Origin of the sequence: Geodermatophilus sp. FMUSA9-8, from assembly GCF_037034165.1 — a bacterium.
Taxonomy (GTDB): Bacteria; Actinomycetota; Actinomycetes; order Mycobacteriales; family Geodermatophilaceae; genus Geodermatophilus; species Geodermatophilus nigrescens.
On sequence record NZ_JBAGKE010000006.1, the window covers coordinates 31,585 to 50,747 of the forward strand.

The 19,163-nt window shown below is 71.6% G+C and carries 24 protein-coding genes; 7 read left to right on the forward strand and 17 right to left on the reverse strand.

Annotated features, from left to right (window positions below; all coding sequences use genetic code 11):
* Positions 1–27: 27 nt before the first annotated feature.
* Positions 28–774 (reverse strand): peroxide stress protein YaaA, encoded by a 747-nt coding sequence (yaaA, locus tag WA616_RS13545; protein ID WP_336030552.1) that lies wholly within the window; start codon positions 772–774, stop codon positions 28–30.
* A gap of 22 nt (positions 775–796) precedes the next feature.
* Entirely contained in the window at positions 797–1,918 is a 1,122-nt protein-coding gene (locus WA616_RS13550; RefSeq protein WP_336030555.1) for a spore photoproduct lyase family protein, read from the reverse strand.
* 103 nt (positions 1,919–2,021) lie between these two features.
* On the opposite strand from WA616_RS13550, the gene WA616_RS13555 reads away from it, so the two are divergent.
* Complete coding sequence (locus WA616_RS13555) at positions 2,022–2,558, forward strand: gamma carbonic anhydrase family protein (RefSeq protein WP_336030557.1); 537 nt, start codon at positions 2,022–2,024, stop codon at positions 2,556–2,558.
* Between the two features lie 48 nt (positions 2,559–2,606).
* Positions 2,607–2,888, forward strand: coding sequence for a hypothetical protein (locus tag WA616_RS13560; RefSeq protein WP_336030559.1), 282 nt, complete (start codon positions 2,607–2,609; stop codon positions 2,886–2,888).
* 37 nt (positions 2,889–2,925) lie between these two features.
* Here the strand turns inward: WA616_RS13560 and WA616_RS13565 are convergent, their stop codons facing one another.
* The 9 genes from WA616_RS13565 to WA616_RS13605 all read right to left on the reverse strand — a co-directional run bounded on the left by WA616_RS13565 (position 2,926) and on the right by WA616_RS13605 (position 9,428).
* Positions 2,926–3,192 (reverse strand): ANTAR domain-containing protein, encoded by a 267-nt coding sequence (locus WA616_RS13565; RefSeq protein WP_336030561.1) that lies wholly within the window; start codon positions 3,190–3,192, stop codon positions 2,926–2,928.
* A gap of 94 nt (positions 3,193–3,286) precedes the next feature.
* Positions 3,287–3,466 (reverse strand): hypothetical protein, encoded by a 180-nt coding sequence (locus WA616_RS13570; protein WP_336030563.1) that lies wholly within the window; start codon positions 3,464–3,466, stop codon positions 3,287–3,289.
* Between the two features lie 509 nt (positions 3,467–3,975).
* Positions 3,976–4,608, reverse strand: coding sequence for a TIR domain-containing protein (locus WA616_RS13575; protein ID WP_336030564.1), 633 nt, complete (start codon positions 4,606–4,608; stop codon positions 3,976–3,978).
* 17 nt (positions 4,609–4,625) lie between these two features.
* On the reverse strand, positions 4,626–5,543 hold the full coding sequence (locus tag WA616_RS13580) for a DUF4231 domain-containing protein (RefSeq protein ID WP_336030567.1): 918 nt from the start codon (positions 5,541–5,543) through the stop codon (positions 4,626–4,628).
* A 74-nt stretch (positions 5,544–5,617) separates the two neighbouring features.
* On the reverse strand, positions 5,618–6,313 hold the full coding sequence (locus tag WA616_RS13585) for a toll/interleukin-1 receptor domain-containing protein (RefSeq protein ID WP_336030568.1): 696 nt from the start codon (positions 6,311–6,313) through the stop codon (positions 5,618–5,620).
* Between the two features lie 613 nt (positions 6,314–6,926).
* Positions 6,927–7,739: an IS110 family transposase gene (locus tag WA616_RS13590; RefSeq protein WP_336030571.1), complete on the reverse strand. Its 813-nt coding sequence runs from the start codon at positions 7,737–7,739 to the stop codon at positions 6,927–6,929.
* Positions 7,672–7,971 (reverse strand): IS110 family transposase, encoded by a 300-nt coding sequence (locus WA616_RS13595; RefSeq protein ID WP_336030573.1) that lies wholly within the window; start codon positions 7,969–7,971, stop codon positions 7,672–7,674. The genes WA616_RS13590 and WA616_RS13595 overlap by 68 nt, the downstream gene beginning before the upstream one ends.
* 96 nt (positions 7,972–8,067) lie before the next feature.
* Entirely contained in the window at positions 8,068–8,211 is a 144-nt protein-coding gene (locus tag WA616_RS13600; protein ID WP_336030575.1) for a hypothetical protein, read from the reverse strand.
* A gap of 167 nt (positions 8,212–8,378) precedes the next feature.
* Positions 8,379–9,428 (reverse strand): IS110 family transposase, encoded by a 1,050-nt coding sequence (locus WA616_RS13605; RefSeq protein ID WP_336030577.1) that lies wholly within the window; start codon positions 9,426–9,428, stop codon positions 8,379–8,381.
* Positions 9,429–9,814: 386 nt separating this feature from the next.
* Between WA616_RS13605 and WA616_RS13610 the strand changes: the two genes are divergently transcribed.
* Positions 9,815–10,780 carry a DUF2332 domain-containing protein gene (locus WA616_RS13610; RefSeq protein ID WP_336030579.1) on the forward strand — a complete coding sequence of 322 codons (966 nt, stop codon included), beginning with the start codon at positions 9,815–9,817 and terminating at the stop codon, positions 10,778–10,780.
* 49 nt (positions 10,781–10,829) lie between these two features.
* On the opposite strand, the gene WA616_RS13615 is transcribed toward WA616_RS13610, so the two are convergent.
* Positions 10,830–11,543, reverse strand: coding sequence for a hypothetical protein (locus tag WA616_RS13615; protein ID WP_336030581.1), 714 nt, complete (start codon positions 11,541–11,543; stop codon positions 10,830–10,832).
* Positions 11,544–12,038: 495 nt separating this feature from the next.
* Here WA616_RS13615 and WA616_RS13620 point away from each other — a divergent pair, with 495 nt between their 5' ends.
* The gene (locus tag WA616_RS13620) at positions 12,039–13,130 is read left to right on the forward strand and encodes a tyrosine-type recombinase/integrase (protein WP_336030584.1); all 1,092 of its coding nucleotides are present in this window, start codon (positions 12,039–12,041) and stop codon (positions 13,128–13,130) included.
* Here the strand turns inward: WA616_RS13620 and WA616_RS13625 are convergent.
* Positions 13,120–13,923: an exodeoxyribonuclease III gene (locus WA616_RS13625; protein ID WP_336030585.1), complete on the reverse strand. Its 804-nt coding sequence runs from the start codon at positions 13,921–13,923 to the stop codon at positions 13,120–13,122. The two genes, WA616_RS13620 and WA616_RS13625, sit on opposite strands and share 11 nt — an antisense overlap.
* A gap of 243 nt (positions 13,924–14,166) precedes the next feature.
* Here WA616_RS13625 and WA616_RS13630 point away from each other — a divergent pair, with 243 nt between their 5' ends.
* Positions 14,167–15,768 (forward strand): LCP family protein, encoded by a 1,602-nt coding sequence (locus WA616_RS13630; RefSeq protein ID WP_336030587.1) that lies wholly within the window; start codon positions 14,167–14,169, stop codon positions 15,766–15,768.
* Between the two features lie 22 nt (positions 15,769–15,790).
* Here WA616_RS13630 and WA616_RS13635 read toward each other — a convergent pair whose 3' ends face one another.
* Complete coding sequence (locus WA616_RS13635; RefSeq protein WP_073422674.1) at positions 15,791–16,183, reverse strand: VOC family protein; 393 nt, start codon at positions 16,181–16,183, stop codon at positions 15,791–15,793.
* The gene (locus tag WA616_RS13640; protein ID WP_073422673.1) at positions 16,168–16,461 is read right to left on the reverse strand and encodes an ArsR/SmtB family transcription factor; all 294 of its coding nucleotides are present in this window, start codon (positions 16,459–16,461) and stop codon (positions 16,168–16,170) included. Before WA616_RS13640 ends, WA616_RS13635 begins: the two co-directional genes overlap by 16 nt.
* Positions 16,462–16,574: 113 nt before the next feature.
* Here WA616_RS13640 and WA616_RS13645 point away from each other — a divergent pair, with 113 nt between their 5' ends.
* A complete protein-coding gene (locus WA616_RS13645; protein ID WP_336030588.1) occupies positions 16,575–16,847 on the forward strand; it encodes a hypothetical protein in 273 nt (90 codons plus the stop codon).
* 86 nt (positions 16,848–16,933) lie between these two features.
* Complete coding sequence (locus WA616_RS13650; RefSeq protein WP_245794889.1) at positions 16,934–17,128, forward strand: hypothetical protein; 195 nt, start codon at positions 16,934–16,936, stop codon at positions 17,126–17,128.
* Between the two features lie 57 nt (positions 17,129–17,185).
* Here WA616_RS13650 and WA616_RS13655 read toward each other — a convergent pair whose 3' ends face one another.
* Together WA616_RS13655 and WA616_RS13660 are read right to left on the reverse strand one after the other, a co-directional pair.
* Positions 17,186–18,397, reverse strand: a complete 1,212-nt coding sequence (locus WA616_RS13655; protein WP_073422671.1) for an acyl-CoA dehydrogenase family protein — start codon at positions 18,395–18,397, stop codon at positions 17,186–17,188.
* 206 nt (positions 18,398–18,603) lie between these two features.
* Positions 18,604–19,056 carry a DUF4383 domain-containing protein gene (locus WA616_RS13660; protein ID WP_336030590.1) on the reverse strand — a complete coding sequence of 151 codons (453 nt, stop codon included), beginning with the start codon at positions 19,054–19,056 and terminating at the stop codon, positions 18,604–18,606.
* Positions 19,057–19,163: the final 107 nt, after the last annotated feature.

Here is a 19,163-nt window from a genome sequence, read left to right on the forward strand (position 1 = left end):
CATCTCACCCGACGTGGCGGCGCGCGTTCAGCCGGGCGGGAGCACCAGCGTCAGCGCCGTCCCGCCGTCGTGTTCCACGTGCAACCCGGCCCGCCGCAGCAGCGCCCGCAGCCGGACGGCGGAGTCCGGCTCGGCGGTGGTGGTGGCCAGCAGCCGCGCCACCCGGCCCTTGTGCGCCTTGTTCGCGTGGCTGACCACGGTGCGGCTGCCGTCGGGCCGCTCGCTGAGGACGTCGACGGTCACCGCGCCGGGCACCGGGGCCAGCGCCTGGTAGGCGCCGCTGCGCAGGTCGACGACGAGCTCGCCGCTCGCCGCCAGCACCGGGCCGAGCACCGGCCGCCACAGCGCGCGCAGGGTGGGCAGGCCGGGCAGCGCGGAGCCCGCCGACAGCCGGTACGCGGGGATGGCGTCGCCGGCCCGGACGAGCCCGAACAGCGCCGAGCCGACCGCCAGCCGCCGGTCGGCGCGGGCCCGCTGCGCGCGGGTGAGCGTGCGGATGCCGAGGGCGTCGTAGAGGACGCCGGTGTAGCGCTCGATCGCGGGCTTCGTCGGGCTGGTGCACAGCGCCGCGTTGCGCGCGACCTCGACGTCCTGGGCGGGGGAGAGGCCGAGCGCGGCGCGGGCGGCGGGCGGGTCGGCGGCCAGCCGGACGACCGCGCCGACCAGCCGCTCGCGGATAGGCGTCAGCTCCGGCGTGGACAGCGCGGCCAGGTCCAGCGGGGCGCCGTCGCCGTCGGGCGACTTGGTCTCCGACGGGGGCAGGAGCACGAGCACGAGGGGCCAGGCTACGGAGCGCTCAGGTCCAGTAGAGGAGGCGGGCACCGGGCAGCCGCTCGGCGACCTCGCGTTCGAACCAGCCGCGCAGCTCGGCCATCGTTTCCTTGGGGTAGACGTGCTTGACCGAGCCGAACCTGCCCCGCTTGGTGGTGCGGCGGGACTCGTCCATGTCGAGCTTGGTGCGCGGGTACCAGTCGAGCAGCGTCTCCTTGCTGCCCGGCGTGAACCGGTGGGTGATGCACTCGACGGTGAGGTCGTGGCCGGCCGGGACGGCGGCGGCGATGCCGTCGAGGAGCTCGGCGTACTGCTCGCGCCAGCCGTCCACCGGCATGATCGGCGCGATGGTGACGCCGACCGGGTAGCCGGCCGCGGCCACCGCCGCGAGCGCGCCGAGCCGGGCGGGCACCTTCGCCGTCGCGCCCTCGAAGCGGCGGTCGACGGCCGTGGCGTTCACCGAGAAGCGCAGCCGGCTGCGGCCGCCGTGGGGGAGGTCGAGCAGGCCGGCGACGTCGTCGAACTTGGTGGTGGCGCGCAGCTGCACGGGGCCGGGCCACGCGTGCGTGCCGAAGTGCTCGACCATGCGGGACAGGCCGCCGGTGAGGTGCTCGATGGCCAGCGGGTCGGTGTAGCAGGACGCCTCGAACGTGGTGCCCTCGCCGCCGCGCTCGAGCGTGCCGGAGGTGATGGTGCCGCGGCCGACGTAGTCGTCGAGGCCCTCGAGCACCTCGTCGAGGTCGGCCCACACGCGGGTGATCGGCGGGCCGGACAGGGAGCCGGCGAGGTAGCAGTACTGGCAGTGCGCCGGGCAGCCCTCGGCCAGGTCGAGACGGAAGTCCGCCGACGGCGGGATGGGCTGCAGCGTGCGCTTGGACGGCGGCGGGACGACGAGGGCCATCGTGTCCTTGGCGGCCATGAACGCGGCGCGGTCGTCGTCGCCGCGCAGCGACGGGAGCCGGTCGCCGGGGAGCAGCTCGATCGCGTCGACGCCGGCGGCCTCGAGCCGGGACAGCACGCGCTGCCCGTGCGGGCGCTCGGCGGCCGAGCGGGTGACCAGGACGCGCTTGGGCGTCCACAGGCGGGACGGGGCGGGGACGACGGGAGCGGCGGTGTCGGGCGCGGCGAGGAGGGCTGGCGCGGTCATCGGGAGGTACAACACCGCGGACCGCTCTCCGATGCCCCGCCGCGGGACGTCCGCGCAGGTCAGGCGGTGAGGTGGGCCACCCCGCCGTCTAGGCTGCGCGACCGTGCCGCTGTTCTCCTTCGAGGGCCGATCGCCGCAGGTGCACCCCGACGCGTGGGTGGCGCCGACGGCCACGCTGGTGGGCGACGTCGTCGTCGAGGCGGGTGCCTCCATCTGGTACGGGGCGGTGCTGCGCGCCGACTTCGGCGCGATCGTCGTCCGCGCCGGCGCCAACGTGCAGGACAACTCCGTGCTGCACGGCGGCGACGACCCGGTCACCGAGGTCGGCCCCGGCGCGACCGTCGGGCACGTGTGCGTCGTCCACGGCTCGGTGATCGGTGCCGAGGCGCTGATCGGCAACGGGACGACCGTGCAGGACGGCGCCCGCATTGGACGGCGGTCTCTGATCGGCGCCGGCAGCCTCGTGCCGCCGGGCATGGTCGTGCCCGACGAGGTGCTCGCCTTCGGAGCCCCCGCGAAGGTGCGCGGCCCGCTCACCGAGGGCGCCGCGTTGTGGGTCGACGGCAACCCGTCGATCTACCAGGAGCTCGCCCGCCGGCACGCGGCGACGGTGGAGCGCCTGCCCGATCCCGGCGCCTGACCCCTCGGGGTGACGACGGCCACACCGCCCGGCCTCACCCTGTGCGCCATGGCGACCTACTGGGCGGTGACGGCACTGCGGCGCAGGCACGGGCGACGGGCGGCGGGAGCGCTGCGCGACCAGCTGGACCGCTGCCTGGCGGACGCCGGTGACGACGGCGAGCCGGACTGGGCGGCGCTGCGGGTGTCCCCGCCCCGGCGCGAGCGCGACACCCGGGGCCGGGTGTGGTGGTGCTACGAGGCGTCGGTGACGACGTCGCCGGCCTCGGCGCCGGAGGCCGCCGGGATCCCCGTGCCGCGGTCCGTGGGGGCCGTCCTCGCCGCGGGGTGACCGGCCGTCGGGCCACGGACACCCGCCCCCCGACGGCCTACCCGGGCTCCCGGGACCCGTCCCGGGGTGCGGGGACGACCGGCAGGTCGCCGGTGTGGACGACCTGGTCCGCCACGTCGCGCAGCTCGACGTTGCTCCGCTGGCTGACCTGGCGCAGGCGACCGAAGGCCTCGTCCTCGTGGACGCGGTACCGGCTCATGACGATGCCCACGGCCATCGCGATCCGGCGGTTGCTCAGGAGGGCTCGTTCGAGGTCGTCCGCGCGCGAGACGGCCGCGGCGAGCTCGTCGCGGAGCCGGCCCACGTCGGCCGCCGCGTCATCCCCGCCGCACACGGAGGCAGTTCCCGAGGTGAAGCGAAGCGCTCAGGTCGCATCGCCATCCTGGCGATCGACCGGCCTACCGGTCGGCCAGCTCCACGACCACGGGGGCGTGGTCGCTCGCGCCCTTGCCCTTGCGCTCCTCGCGGTCTACCAGGGCATTTGTCACCCGGCCGGCGAGCGCGGGGGAGCAGAGCTGGAAGTCGATCCGCATCCCCTCGCGGCGCGGGAAGCGCAGCTGCGTGTAGTCCCAGGACATACATAGGGGCCTCCGCAGCCTGGGTGGATTCTCGAACTTGGCGCTTGACCTGCTAAGACACATCGAGGTCGATGAATGTCAATGACTGCCAGTAGCGGGCTCGTGTGCCCCAAGTGTGCCCCGCACGCGCCCTTGTCAGGAGAAGCTTGTTGAGGACCTTGGTGACTGCAGTCGGCTCGCTACTGCGGCCGCTTGGTTGGTCCTCGCGGCTCGGTGATCGCCAGCCGCCGGGTGTCCGACCACGCCTCGGCTCGCGACCTCGTGTCAACGTCCGCCACTCCCTAGTCCGCGCGACCGGACGCCCCACGCGGGCGGCCATGCACCGCTCGCGTGGGACACCACGCCGGCACCGCGGGGTAACTGCCTGACGATGCAGCTGCTTCCGTACGTCGGACCCGTTCGCAGGGGAGGTGCCTGATTAGCCTTCCGCCCTGGCCGTCAGCTACCCGTCCGAGGCGAGGTCTCGTCATGGTGGCGATAGCGCAGCCTCTAGCTGCCGATCTTGATCATCAGCTGCAAGTCCCATTCCGCTTCCGCAGCGGCCTGCTGTTGTCGATTAGGTGCGCTCGCGACCCACGGGCGTGAAATGCGTCCTCGATGTTGGTCCGCAGCTCTGACTTCGTCTTCGGGTAGTAGTGATACCTACCATAAGCTGCACCACCGCCGCTAGGGACGTTGTCAACTAGGCGCGTCGGCGCGGTCGGCGGGTTCTGTGTCAAGGATGGCAGCAAGATGCCGAGTAGACCATTCCTAGTTGTGGTCTCGGTGTTGCGGAGGCTGGCGTAGATTTCCCAATCTACAAACTTTCGAGCCCAGGAGCACTTGCCGACTAGAACGATCGTGACAGTGCTGTCCTTGAGGTACTTGGTTCGGATGACATCGCGGATGTAGTCGACGTCTTCCGAGTTGATGATGCTGCCATCCCCTTCTTCCACCCCGATAGCTCTGGGGATGAAGACGTCTTCGAAAGACTCGACGAAGGTGGCTGCTTCTTCAGTATCCGCAGAGTGGTAGCTGACGAAGCATTTGTGCCTGACGGCGCCGCTCGCCGTTCTCGATTCACGAGTAAGATCGAAGCGCCTGTTGATTGCTTCAATGCGGGCAAGGGCGAACTGTCGTCGGCTGTACGTGCTGGGGTACATGACTCAGCCTCCTCCTTCTATGCTCTGCTCTTGCGCGCGAGCCAGACGGTGTGCTCACGACTGATCGCGTCTTCGGCGTCACCGACGAATCCAGCCCATGTTTCCTCATCGGGCATAGTCGGAGCAGCGTCGCGCACGAGACCGAGATCTTGGGCCGCGAGGGCATAGGACGTGCTAAGGGTCCGGTGTTGACGGAACTGCATCCATGAACTGAAGCCGGCCGCGACGGCGGCCAGAACGCCTAGCAGGTCGACGTCGAGAGCGTTCACGGATCGCAGGAGCCCTGCAACTATCCCTAGGGTGGACGCAATCGCCGCCGCGGCCGCCCACTGATTGCCTCGTCGCCTGTTGACCTTCGCTTTTCGGCTATACCATCCGCATTGGTCTTCGACTCTGCCATGCATATATGCCGCCCTTCGCTGCTCCAAGGCGGCCGTCCGCAGACTGCGCATCTTTGTCGAGATTTGGCGAGTGTCGGACACTTCGGACAGATTGAGTTCTGAGACCTCGGTAAGTATCTGCCGGAACCTATCCACGAGTAGTGCATCGGCGTCGCCTCGTGAGACTGGGAAGGGCTCACCGCCGACGGCGTAGCACCAGGCAAGGCTCTTGACCGACTCGGCAACAGCGCGTCCCTGATACCACTGGCGCTCTGGCTGCTTACTGGCCGTTGCTAGACCGAGAAGGAGGGCGCCAAGAAACGCGATGACAGAGATGACTCCCCCAAGGTGCAGGGAGTCGCCGCGAACGCTGATGTCAACGACGCCGCCAATCGCGGCGACTATCACGAGGGTCAGATAGCCGAAATTGCGCCTCACAGCCGATCGCTGAGCGCCCAGCGCCAAACGATCCGCGGCCCGGAAAAGGGCAGGATGATCGTCGTCACTAAGAGCCTCGACACTTCTTTGCTGATCACTCGCTCCGCCAGCCGTCACCGGCTACCTCCGCGTCCGGACGATGCGCTTCTAGTCGGCAGCCAACCATATGTGGGCGGAAGTTGCCCCAAGTGTCACAGGTTGACGAGTTCGGCGATCTTCTTCGCAATGTCTTCGATCGAGTCCTCGTCGGTGTTGAGGCCGTTGCGGGAGCCGAGGAGTGGGCTGACTTCTCGGATCTCGCCGTAGGAAACGCCGTGAGCGACGGGGATCAGCAGGTCGCGGGCTAGCAGTTCGGAGAGTTCCTTCTCGGACACCCCACCGCCTTGAATGCGCTTGAGGAAGGCGGGCGTGATGAGGACGAGACCGATGCGCGTCTTGGCCAAGCCCTTATCGATCTCTCGCATAAAGGGCTGGCCGAGTATGATGTCACGCTCGCTGAACCACACCGACACGTCCTGCGCCTCGAGGAAGTTGTGCAACTCCGTGGCAATTCCTCGGCGGTCGTCCCAGGCGTGACAGAGGAACAGGTCATAGGATTCCGCGCGCGGTCCCGTCGCCTCAACCTTCTGACGGTAACGTTCCAGTGCTGCGACTTCGTCCGTCGTGTAGGTGACAGAGGAGTTGGCCGGCGACCAACGTGGACGGGTGGATCGGCCGCCCGCACCTCCACCTCTACCACTAGACCCGCCTCCACCGCTCGGAGCCCGAGTCTTTGGTGGGGTGTAGTACGACGGCGAGTAGGACGATCCGTATCGGCCCCCATGAACGGGGCAGTCTGCGCCACCGCCGCGGATGTGACCGAGTACGGGTGCTGTGCATCGCATCATTGAAGTCTAAGAGCGACCGCCGACAAGGCTGGGACTACGGAGCTAGACCTTGTGCGGTTACGAGGTGGGTTGACTTGCCGACAGGTCTAGTCGGTGTGTGCTCGTCCGCGGGCCCCGAACCTCGGGGGGGTCCCCAGTGGGAACGCAACCAGGAGCGACACGGGATGCCAGGCATCCGCGGGGGTCGCAGAAGTCTCTGAGCACTCCCCCGAAGCGCCGGGTGGCCATCGTCGGCCGACGTGAGCCCTCCACAGCCGCTCTGAGACCCCGAGGACCCTCAGCGGCGCTTAGGCCGACTCCTGGCCAGTGCTTCCTTCCGCAGTCCAAGACTTCGAGGTCACACAGATACGGACCTCGTGCGCTTGCGGTACGACGAGCCGCCCCGTAGCCGAGACGGGGTGCGCATCCGCAAGTTGTTGCCGCCTTGGCTACTCGTTACAACGAGTTGCTAGCCCGACAGTGAGCTCCTATGTGTCAACGCCGGTCGGGCGTAGCGTTCGGAGTGGCGGTGGGTGCGGTGGACTGGCCGCAGCGAAGAGCAGGTCTGGGACTGAGAGCCTGTCGCGCAGCTGGCTTCGGCCGTATCGACGCGTCCTCCTTGCCGCTGCCGCACTCACCGTCCCGCTGCGGTTGGTGCCCGCCCGGCGGCGAGGTCGGCGTGCAGGGTCTTGTAGACCACGTCGGAAAGGCGTCGTTTGAGGCAGCGCAGCGCTTCGCGTCCGGTCTTTCCTTCGGCGCGTTTGCGCAGGTAGTAGGCGCGGCCCTCGGTGTCGGCACGGATCTGGGTGATCGCCATCGTGTAGAGCACCCGGTTGAGCGTGCGGTTGCCCGAGCGGTTGAGTCGATGCCGGCTGGTGCGGCCGGAGGAGGCCGGGATCGGGGCGGTGCCGTTGGCCGCGGCGAAGGCGTGACGGGAGCGGTAGCGGCGCACGTCGGCCACCTCGCCGAGGATGGTGGCGGCACCGATCGGTCCCAGGCCGTAGAGGCCGGTCAGGCCGGTGTCGACCTTGGCCACTGCGGCGGTGATCAGGTCGGTGACCTCGCCGATCTCGGCGGTCAGCTCGGTCAGCCGGGCGAGCCGGCGGCGGGTCAGGGCTGCCCGCACGCTGGTCTGGGCGGCGATCAGTTCACTGGCCCGGGTGATGAAGGTGGGCGCAGTCAGCCGCGGGATCCGGGCTTGGTAGCCGGGCAACAGGCCGTGCAGCTCGGCGTGAGTGCGGTTGGCCAGTGCGGTGCGCTCATCGACCAGTTGAGCGCGGTAGTCGGCCAGCGCCCGCAGATCGGCGGCCTGACCGACCGCCAGCCGCACCGGTGGCAGCCCGGGTTCGCGGGCGGTGAGCCGGGCGATCGCGACCGCATCAGTCGGGTCGGTCTTGCCCGCGCCCGGCCGGGCCGACCGCTCCCGGCTGGTCAGTGACGGTGGCACCTCGACGACCTCGGGCCGGGCCGGTGAGCACCAGGTGGACCGCGGTGCCGCGGCCGTAGTTGCCCGAGCCCTCGATCCCCACCCGCTGGACGACATGCTTGGCGAGCAGCTTTTCCAGCGCGGCGAAGCCGGCCTCGGTGTTGGCCAGCTCAGTGACCACCAGCGGCCGGCCGGCGTCATCAATGACCGCCACGGCCAGGGTGTCTTTGTGGGTGTCGATGCCGGCATGCACGCCGACTCCTTCCGCCGCGCCCGGCTCACGGAGCACCGACGCCCGGGCGCAGCGCATGCACTTGGTGGCTGTAGCAGCCGGCGCTCCTATCAGGCGTCAACCGCCCGAGACATCGGTGAACGTCACCGGCGGGCACTCACTGGTACCGGCCACTCGATCGCGCTGGGCAACATGAGGTCGAGCCTCGCCGGTGACGCCCGCGAGCACCCCGCCATCGATGACGAAGCGGTCGAAGTACACCAAGTGGGCCTCTATGTCCAGTCCGCGGTCGGCCGTAGCGTTGTCAGCGCGGTGGGCGCGGGAGTCAGGCTCGAGCGAAGAGCAGGATCGGGACTGGGAGTCCTGCCGCGCAGCTGGCCTTCGGGTCGTTGGTCGTGTCCCGTTGCCGGCCTCGCGCCCACCGCCCTTCAGGCCGCCGCGGTCAGCGGTCGAGCGAGGGCTTGGTCGGCGCGCAGGGTGCGGTAGACGACGTCGGAGAGCCGGCGTTTCAGGCAGCGCAGCGCTTCGCGTCCGGTCTTTCCTTCGGCGCGTTTGCGCTGGTAGTAGGCGCGTCCTTCGGTGTCGGCGCGGATCTCGGTGATCGCGATGGTGTAGAGCGCGCGGTTCAGTTGCCGGTTGCCGCCCCGGTTGAGCCGGTGCCGCACCGTCCGGCCGGAGGAGGCCGGGATCGGCGCGGAGCCGTTCGCGGCGGCGAAGGCATGCCGGGAGGCGTAGCGGCGAACGTCGACGACCTCGGCCAGGATCCGGGCGGCGACGAAGATGCCGATGCCGTAGATGCCGGTCAGCGTGGTGCCCGAGCGGTCCACCAGCTCGCTGATCTGGGCGCGCAGGCCGGCGAGCTCGGCGGTGATGGCCAGCATCCGCGCCAGCCGGGTGCGGGTCACGCCCGCCCGGATGCTCCGGTCGCCGTCCAGCAGCGCCAGCGCGGTGCGCAGATGGGTCGGGCTGGTCAGCCGGGGCAGGGCGCGCTGGTAGCCCGGCCGCAGCCAGCCCAACTCGGCATGCACCCGGTTGGCCAGCGCGGTGCGCTCGTCGATGAGCTGGGCGCGGTAGTCCATCAGCACCCGCAGGTCCGCCGGCAGCCCCTCCATCGGCCGCACCGGCGGCAGGTTCTCCTCCCGGGCGGTGATCCGGGCGATCGCCACCGCATCGACCGGATCGGTCTTGCCCGCACCCGGCCGGCCCGCCCGTTCCCGCGAGGTGAGCCCCGGCGGCACCTCCACCACGGTCACGCCGGCTCCGGCCAGGTGCTCGGCCAGGTGCATCGCAGCGGCCCAGCCGAAGTTGGTCGAGCCCTCGATCCCGACCCGCCGCACCCGGTAATCGGCGACGAGCCCGGCCAGGGCGGTGAAGCCGGCCGCGTCGTTGCCCAGCCGGCGGACCACCACCGGCCGGCCGGTGTCGTCGATGACGGCCACCGCCAAGGTGTCCTTGTGACTGTCGATGCCTGCAAACACCCGGACCTCCGGTCCTCGTGTCACGACCGCCGCCGGGCAGCGCGCAGGCACTTCACAGGACTCCGCGACGGCGTCCTCACGCCTCTATCGAGCGTCACCTGCCCGGACACAACCGCCGCCGGGAGGCACCCACTCAGAAAGCCTCAACCCGCGGGTCGGGCAGCATGAGGTCGAGCCTTCCCAACGGCGGCGCGGACCCCGTCGACGCCGGGGCAACACCCATCGAACCTGAAGTGCATGAGGTGTGACGCCTCGTGGTCTTTGCCTTCTGCAGTACTTCGAGGGGCGTAGCTGCGGTCGACCGATTAGCGAGGACGGTCGGTCGCTCGCCGTTCTTCCGAGCCCACGGCCATGCGGAAGGGGTCATGCCTCGGCACGATGCCAACGTGAGCGTGAGCCCCGGATCCGAGCGGCTCGCCGAGCAGTACGAGGCCTTCAGTGCGGAATCGGCCGCTGAGTCGCCGCATTACTCGGCGCTGGCGACCGCCATCGCGGGCGACCGGGAGGTCCTGGGGTTCCTCGCCGACCTCCCGGAAGGGAAGCGGCACCCCACGCTGTTCCTCGCCGCGCTGCGTTTCCTCGGCGGCGTCCCGGCCGACGGCGTCGAGGTGCACGAGCGGGTGACGTCCGACGCGGACCGGCTGCGGGACACGGTGCTCTCCCGGGCGACGCAAACCAACGAGCCCGCCAGGTGCACCGGGTTGCTGCCCGCCCTCGCCGAGATCGACGGCCCGCTCGCCCGCGTGGAGGTCGGGGCCTCGGCCGGCCTGTGCCTCTACCCCGACCGGTACAGCTACGAGTACGACGGCCACCCCGTCGGACCGGCCGGGCGGCTGTGGCTCCGCTGCACGACCAACGGCCCGGTGCCGGTGCCGGCCACGCCGCCCGAGGTCGTTGCTCGGATCGGCCTCGACCTCGACCCCCTCGACGTGACCGACCCTGACGACCTCGACTGGCTGCGCGCCCTGGTGTGGCCCGGCCCGGTCGAGGCCGAGCGACTGCAGCGGCTCGACGCGGCCGCGGCGATCGTCGCCCAGGAGCCGCCCACCCTCCTGGCCGGGGACCTGCTCGACCGGCTGGACGACGCCCTCGCACTTGTACCCAGCGGCGCGACGCCGGTCGTCCTGCACACCGCCGTGCTGCCCTACCTCGACGACGACCGCCGAGCCGCCTTCGTCGACCGGGTGCGCGCGCTCCCGGTGCGCTGGGTGGCGCAGGAGGGAGCCGGCATCGTTCCCGGCACCGGACAGTCCTACCCGGGCGGCTGGGGACCGTACTTCGTCCTGTCCCTCGACGGCCGGCCGTTGGCGCACACCGCACCGCACGGCGGCCGCGTCGACTGGCTCAGCTGAGGCCCGATCGCCGCGTGCTTGAGCCGCCGGAGGGCGGCGGATGCCGAGGTCAGCTCGGCGCGCTCGGGAACCAGTTCACGTTGGCGCTGGGTTCTGCATCAGTGAGATGCCAGCCGGTGGCGGTTGGCGTCGAGGTGAGCACCCAGTCCTGCCCGGCGCCGACGACGGTGTCCCCGAAGGTCACGGTCATGGCGTAGCTGGCGACCTGCACGAGCTGCGGCTGAGCGCCGCTGCGGTCGACGTGCACGGCGTTGGGGTGCATGCCCGTGTCGTAACGCATCGGGGCGCTGCCGTCGCATCCGGATCTAGCGGCCGCGGCGAGGTCGTGCCCGTTGCCGTCGTCATCGGGCAGGTTGGACAGGAGGGATGGGGGATAACCGGGCGGACGCTGCAGCTCCTGCTCGACGCGACTCAGCAGCTTGGGACTGACCAAGCTTGCCAGCTGGGGATCCATCTCGCCGGTGGTCCAGCGCACGCAGTCGGCGAGGGCAATGCGGGCGATCCGGGCGTGGTCAGCCACCGCCTGGAGCACCTGGTCCTCACCGAACGTCCCCACCGCATCGGCGTAGCCGGCGTCGCGGATGACGGGGACGTCCCCGACCGGCGCCGGCTGCGGCGGAGGAGCTGTGGGCGTCACCGCAGCTGAAGGGGACGGAGAGCTGCTCGGTGTCGTCTGCGCTGTGTCGTTGGACGACGTGCAGCCCGAGAGCCCAACTGCGGCCAAGGCCGCCAGCCCGGCCATGAGCGGTCGGTAGACGCGCACGGTCCTCCTTCGCAGGGGCCGTCGGTAGCGCGGCCACTCGATGCCGGAGATCCTGCCGTCGCGACCATGCCGTCCGGCCGCGACGCTCCGAAGTCCAGGTCACCGGACGCGGCGCAACCAGGGGACGACCCCGGCGGTTGCTATCGGCTCAGTCGGACGACCCCCCGCCGGTCCCCGCCAACAGGAGCTTCTCCAGTAATCCCGAGGAACCCTCTCGCCGCGCCTGCAGAAGTCCTGGAGACGTGCCAGACACCGTGACGAGGTCCCGCTATTCACAGCGCGGCGCCCGTCCACAGATGAGCCGGGATACCTGCGCCGCCCTTCTGAGAGCGCTAGGTCCTGGTAGTCGTCCGGCTGACCCGGACGGCCGCGAGCGTGAGGAGGCGTGGGCGGGACTTCGGACGCCCGTGACGTCGCCCGCGGACCGTGGTTAAGCCGCCGAAGGTCTGGGAGTCACTTGTGGCGAGCGTGGTGAAGCGGACGGACCGCAGTCGGGTGACGTGGGTGGTCCGATGGCGCGACCCCGGTGGCAGTCAACGGAAGAAGGCCTTCACGCGCCTGGTCGAGGCCAAGCGCTTCGCGGCCGCCGTCGAGGCGGACATGGCACGGGGCCAGTACGTCGACGCCTCGAACCCCATCACCGTCGTGGACTACGCCCGTCAGTGGGCGGCGTCCCGTCCACACCGGCCGACGACGGCCCGGCGAACTGCCGGACTCATCGAGAACCACATCGCCAGCACCCGGCTCGGCCGCCGCCGGCTGACCGAGCTCAAGCCGAGCGAGGTGCAGGGCTGGGCGTCGGACCGCGCCACGGTGCTCGCACCGGCGACCGTCCGGAGCCTCGTCGGCCTCCTGCGGTCGGTGTACGGCGCGGCGGTCCTGGACCGGATCGTCCCGTCGTCCCCGGTCGTCCGGATCTCCCTACCTCGTGTCGATCGGCCCCGGGTCGTGCCGCTGACGGTCGTCGAGGTCCGAGCCCTGGCGGAGGCCATGCCGGCCCGGTACCGCGCCATGGTCATCACCCAGGCGGGGCTCGGCCTGCGCATCGGCGAGCTGCTGGCCCTCCGTGTGGACGACGTCGACTTCCTCCGGCGCACCGTCCGCATCGAGTACCAGTTCACGAGCGGTAGCAAGGTCCGCAGCGAGCCGAAGACCCCCAGATCGAGGCGGACGATCCCGGCTCCCCGGGTCGTCCTCCAGTCCCTGGCTGAGCACCTGGCCGCCCATCCGGCCGGCGCCGACGGCACGGTCTTCACCACCACGGCCGGCACGCCGCTCGGGCACATGTACTACGGCCACCAGCTCTTCCGCCGCGCGGTGGCCGCCGCCGGCCTACCGGCCGGGACCACCAGTCACGACCTGCGACACCACTTCGCCTCGCTGCTCCTCGCAGCGGGGGAGTCCATCATCGCCGTCGCCGAGCGACTCGGGCACGAGGACGCTTCGCTGATCCTCAGCACCTACGGCCACCTGATGCCCGACAGCGAGGACCGGACCCGACGCGCTGTCGACGCAGCGTGGGACGACGGGGCGTTCTCCTGTGCCCCAGATGTGCCCCACGGGCTCCGGTCGCCCTTCAGTCACTGAGCTCCACGACCACCGGTGCGTGGTCGCTCGCGCCCTTGCCCTTGCGTTCCTCGCGATCTATCAGGGCATTCGTCACGCGGCCGGCCAGCGCGGGGGAGCAGAGCTGGAAGTCGATCCGCATCCCCTCGCGGCGCGGGAAGCGCAGCTGCGTGTAGTCCCAGTACGTGTAGACGCCGGGGCCGGGCGCCAGCGGGCGGACGACGTCGGCGTAACCGGCCTCCACGACGGCGCGGAACGCGGCCCGCTCGGGTTCGGAGACGTGCGTGGAGTGCGAGAACACCGACATGTCCCACACGTCGTCGTCCTGCGGGGCGATGTTCCAGTCACCGACCAGCGCCACCTGCGCCGCGGGATCGGCGGCCAGCCAGCCGCCCGCCGCGGTGCGCAGCGCCGAGAGCCACTCGAGCTTGTAGTCGTAGTGCGGGTCGCCGAGTTGGCGGCCGTTGGGCACGTAGAGGCTCCACACCCGCACCCCGTTGCAGGTGGCGCCGACGGCACGCGCCTCGGCGGCGGGCTCGGCGCCCTCCTTGGCCGCCCAGGTGGGCATGCCGGGGAACCCGACCTCGACGTCGGCGAGCCCCACCCGGGACAGGACGGCGACGCCGTTCCACTGCGAGTGGCCGACGTGCGCGACCTCGTAGCCGAGCTCGCGGAACCGCTCCTCGGGGAACTGGTCGTCGCGGCACTTGGTCTCCTGCAGCGCCAGGACGTCGACGTCGCGGCGCTGCAGCCAGGCGGCCACCCGGTCGACGCGGGTGCGGATCGAGTTCACGTTCCAGGTGGCCAGTCGCACGGCACCCGAGCCTAGGAGACGGCGCCGACACCCTCGCCCCGGCGGTGACCGTCACGGGCGGCCCCCGGCCGGACACCGCCCGTGACCTGGGGAGACGCATCTCACGTCCGATCGGGTGCGCGGTCGGTCCGCGGGGTACGGAACCGTCGTGACCGCCTCCAGGCAGTGGGATCATGGCCGGGTGACCGGAACCCGGACGAGCCGAGCCCAGGAGAGCGGACCCGTCCCGTCCCGGGTGCGCGCGTGACCGACGACCAGGACCTCACCCGCCCGATCGGTGAGGCCCCCGAGCTGCCGCCCGTCCCCCCGGGCCGCTCCGCCACCACGAGCGGGCGCCCGGCGCGGCACGGGCGTCGCGAGTCCCGGTCGCTGGCCTCCGTCCTCGGGCTCACGGCCCTCAACGCCGCCCTCCCCGGCACCGCCTTCCTGGCCTCGGGACGGCGCCGCGTCGGCGCGGCCGTGCTCCTCGTCGCCCTGCTGCTCGTCGGCGGGGCCGTCTGGCTGGCCACCGCGGGCCGGCGCAGCGCGGTGCAGCTCGCCGTCGACTCCACCGGCCTCGTCTGGCTGATCGCCGGCATCGCCGTGCTCGCCGTCGCCTGGGTCGCGGTCATCGTCACCGGCTACCGGTCGGTGCTGCCGCGCCGCAGCAGCCGCCCCCGGCACCTGCTCGGCGGGCTGCTCGTCGCGGCGCTCGTCGCGGCCGTCGCCTACCCGGCCTACCGGGTCGGCACCGTGGCCGCCGCGCAGCGCGGGCTGCTCGAGGGCGTCTTCGCCGAGGACCGCGAGTCGGCCACCGTCGTCGACACCCCGGATCCCTTCGGCGACCAGGAGCGGGTCAACGTGCTGCTCCTCGGCGGCGACGGCGGTGAGGGCCGGGAGGGCGTGCGCACCGACACGGTCATCGTCGCGAGCATCGAGACCGAGACCGGCGAGACGACGCTGTTCAGCCTCCCCCGCAACCTCGAGGACCTGCCCTTCCCGGCCGACAGCCCGCTGGCCGCGATCTACCCGGAGGGCTTCGAGTCCGGCAACGAGAGCGAGAGCCTGCTCAACGCCGTCTACCGCAACGGCCCGGCCGACCACCCCGACGTCCTCGGCCCGACCGACGACCCCGGCGCCGACTTCCTCAAGCTCGGCGTCGGCGAGGCCCTCGGCCTGCCCATCGACTACTTCGTGCTGGTCAACCTCGACGGCTTCAGCCGGCTGGTCGACGCGCTCGGCGGGATCACCGTCAACGTCAACTACTACGTGCCGATCAACGGCGAGCCGACGCTGGGCATCCTCCCCGACGGCTACATCGCGCCGGGGCCGGACCAGACGATGAACGGCGAGACGGCGCTGCACTTCGCCCGCGGGCGGTTCGGCCTCACCGACTACGACCGGATGGCCCGCCAGCGCTGCACCATCGACGCGATCATCGACGCCGCCGACCCGATCACCCTGCTCGAGCAGTACCAGGAGCTGGCGGCGACGACGCAGGACATCGTCAGCACCGACATCCCGCGCTCGGCGCTGGACGACTTCGTCGACCTGGCCTTCCTGGTCAAGGACGCCGAGGTGCGCAGCGTCGTGTTCGACACCAGCCTGATCGACCCGGCGTACCCCGACTTCCCGAAGATGCGCCGGATCGTCCAGGACACCCTCGCCGGCACGGCGACGTCGACCCCGGCGCCGGCGCCCGCCCCGGGCACCAGCGCCTCGGGCGCCGAGGTGCCCAACGGCTCGCCGCCGCAGCCGGTCGAGGGCGCGGCACCGGCCTCCGACATCGCCGACGCCTGTGCCTACGACCCGGCCCAGGCACAGGCCGCGCTCGCGGCCGGCGAGCCCCCCACCCGCCGCGGCTGAGCGCCGCGGCGGGGCTGACCGCTCAGGCCGCGGGCACGCTCGCGATCTGGATCAGGTTGCCGCAGGTGTCGTCGAAGACGGCGGTGGTCACCGGGCCCATGGCCAGCGGCTCCTGGGTGAACCGGACCCCGAGCGCCCGGAGCCGCTCGGCCTCGGCGTGCACGTCGTCGACGGTGAACGAGGTGAACGGGATGCCGTCGGCGACCAGCGCCTCCTTGAACGGCGGCACCGCCGGGTGGGCGCCGGGCTCCAGGACCAGCTCGACGCCGTCGGGCGCGTCCGGCGAGACGACGGTCAGCCAGCGGTGCTCACCGAGGGGGACCTCGGTCTTCTTCACGAAGCCCAGCACCTCCGTGTAGAAGCGCAGCGCCTTCTCCTGGTCGTCGACCAGGACGCTGGTCAGGGTGATCCGCACGGGCCCTCCTCGGGGTCGATGCGCCATCGCTCGGTGATGGCGCGCAGCGGGGAGGTGTCCAGGGAGTGGAAGGTGTAGCGCCCCTCCCGCCGCCGCCGGACCAGCCCCGCCTGCTCGAGCACGTCGAGGTGCTGGGAGACGGCCTGACGCGACGAGGAGACGCCCCGGTGCAGCAGCCGGGTGCACAGCTCGAACAACGTCTGGCCGTCCCGGTCCTGCAGCTCGTCGAGCAGCGCGCGGCGGGTCGGGTCGGCGAGGGCCTTGAACACGTCGCCCACGCCCGGACCATACGCAAGTGAGTGCTTGCCTGTCGAGACCTCGCGTACGCCGGTGGCGGCGTCTGGTTGGCTCGGGGAGGCCGCGGCGGGCGCCCGGCCGGAGCGGAGGCGACATGACCGGGGCACCGCGGGGCAGTGACGGTCGCGGTGACGGTCGCGGTGACGGTCGCGACGCCGGCCACGGTGGCGGCCGGGACGGCGGCCGGGCGGCCGGGCGCGAGCGGCTCGTGGCGCTGCTGGTGCTCGGCATCGGCGCCGTGCTGCTGCTGACGTCGGTCACCTGGTTCGGCAGCGGCCGGTCCGGCGTGGGCGCGGGGCAGCTCGTCCTCGCCGCCGGGCTGCTGGTCGCGGGCGCCGTGCTGCTGCGGCGGTCGCGCGCCCGCTGAACCGGGTCGCCCGTTTGCGACGGCCGCGTGACCGGCACCACACTCCCGGGGGACGCAGGGTCCGACGACGGGAGACGCGCGTGAAGATGAGCAAGCAGGAGCTCGTGAAGGTGCTGCGGGCCGAGGGCGACAACGACCGGGCCGACGCCGTCGACGCGCAACTGCCCGACGAGATCGACACCGACGCCCACGCCGACGCGCTCGAGGCGGCCGGTCTGGACCGCTCGACGCTGCAGGCCAAGCTCGCCGGCGGCGCGATCGGCGGCAACCTGCAGATCTAGCCGGACGACGACGGGCCCGGCACCTCCGCGAGGTGCCGGGCCCGTCGCGTGCGGGGCCTAGCCCACCCAGGGGCGCTCGCGGGCGAGCTCCTCCTTGGCCACGCCGCGGATGTGCACCGCGTCGGGGCCGTCGACGATCCGCAGCGTGCGGGCGCTGGCGTAGAAGCGGGCGAGCACCGTGTCGTTGCTGACGCCGGCGCCGCCGTGCACCTGGATGGCGCGGTCGATGACGTCGAGCGCGACCTGCGGCGCCGCCACCTTGATCGCCGAGATCTCGGTGCGCGCGCCCTTGGCGCCGAAGCGGTCGATGAGGTCCGCGGTCTTGAGCACGTACAGGCGGGCCTGGTCGATCTCGATGCGCGAGCGCGCGATGGCGTCACGCACGGTGCCCTGGTCGGCCAGCGGGCGGCCGAACGCGACCCGCTGCTTGGACCGCTCGACCATGAGCATCAGCGCCCGCTCGGCCATGCCGATGGCGCGCATGCAGTGGTGGATGCGGCCGGGGCCGAGCCGGGCCTGGGCGATCATGAACCCGTCGCCCTCGCCGGCCAGGACGTTGGTGACCGGCACCCGGACGTCGGTGAAGCGCAGCTCCGAGTGGCCGTGCTGGTCCTGGTACCCGAACACCGGCAGGTGCCGGACGATCTCCAGGCCCGGGGTGTCGCGGGGCACCAGCACCATCGACTGCTGCCGGTGCGGCGGGCCGTCGGGGTCGGTCTTGCCCATGACGATGAAGATCTGGCAGCGCTCGTCGGCGGCGCCGGTGGTCCACCACTTGCGGCCGTTGATCACGTACTCGTCGCCGTCGCGGACGATCGACGTCTGGATGTTGCGCGCGTCGGAGGAGGCGACGTCGGGCTCGGTCATCGCGAAGCCGGAGCGGATCTCGCCCTCCAGCAGCGGGTCGAGCCAGCGCTGCTTCTGCTCGGGCGTCCCGAACAGCATCAGCGTCTCCATGTTGCCCGTGTCGGGGGCGCCGCAGTTGATCGCCTCGGGCGCGATGGTGGGCGACCAGCCGCTGATCTCGGCGACCGACGCGTACTCGAGGTTCGTCAGCCCCGCGAGCTCGTGGTGGAAGAGGTTCCACAGGCCCCGGGAGCGGGCCTCCTTCTTCAGGTCCTCCAGGACCGGCGGGTGACCGTGGTCGTCGTGGCCGCGCTCGGCGCGCCACGCGTCGTAGACGGGTTCGGCGGGGAAGACCTGCTCACGCATGAAGTCCCACATCCGGCCGCAGACGTCCTCGGCTCGGGCGGAGAGGGCGAAGTCCATGCGTCGGAAGGTAGACCGCGGCGGACGGGTCGTCGCGCCGGGGTGCGGCTCCCGTGCGGCGTCCGTGCGGCGTCCTCTCGGGGGCCGGGACGCAGCGGAGCCGGCCCCCCGCGGACGGGGGACCGGCTCGGGTGAGGTGCTGCAACGGCCCTCCTGCAGGGTCCCGCCGCGAGCGTGCGAGCGGTGGGGGCAGGAGGGTCCTCCGACTAGGCGCGCGTGGGGCGGGCGACCGTGTTGTTCACGGGCCCGAGGGCGATCACCAGGCCGATGACGGCGGTGGCGATGTGCAGCACGTTGTCGGCGGCGTTGATGTTCAGGAAGTCCCAGTCCTGGCCGGCGGCGATGAGGCCGTAGACGAACGCCGCGCCGTAGCCGACCGCGAGCAGCCAGCCGTAGGTGCGGGCGCCGGCCAGCGTGCGGGACAGCGCGATGCCGGCCAGGCCGATCACGATGTGCACGATGTTGTGCAGCGGGTTGATCATGAAGAAGAGCAGCATGTCGTCGTTGCCGTCGGCCGCGCGGTTGCTGACGAACCCGTCGAAGCCGGTGATGAAGAAGCCGACGATGCCGACGAGCAGGTAGACGACGCCGAAGGCCAGTGCCAGCATCTGCGGCCAGGTCATGCCCGGCCGGGCTCCGGTGTTCCCCGTGGTAGCCATCGTGTGCGTTCCTCCGTGTCCGTGGTGCGCCCGCCGTCGCGGCGGGCGCCTGGGTGGCTACCCCCGCTGGGCGGCCCGGAACGCCGGACCCCCGTTCGGGGGACCGC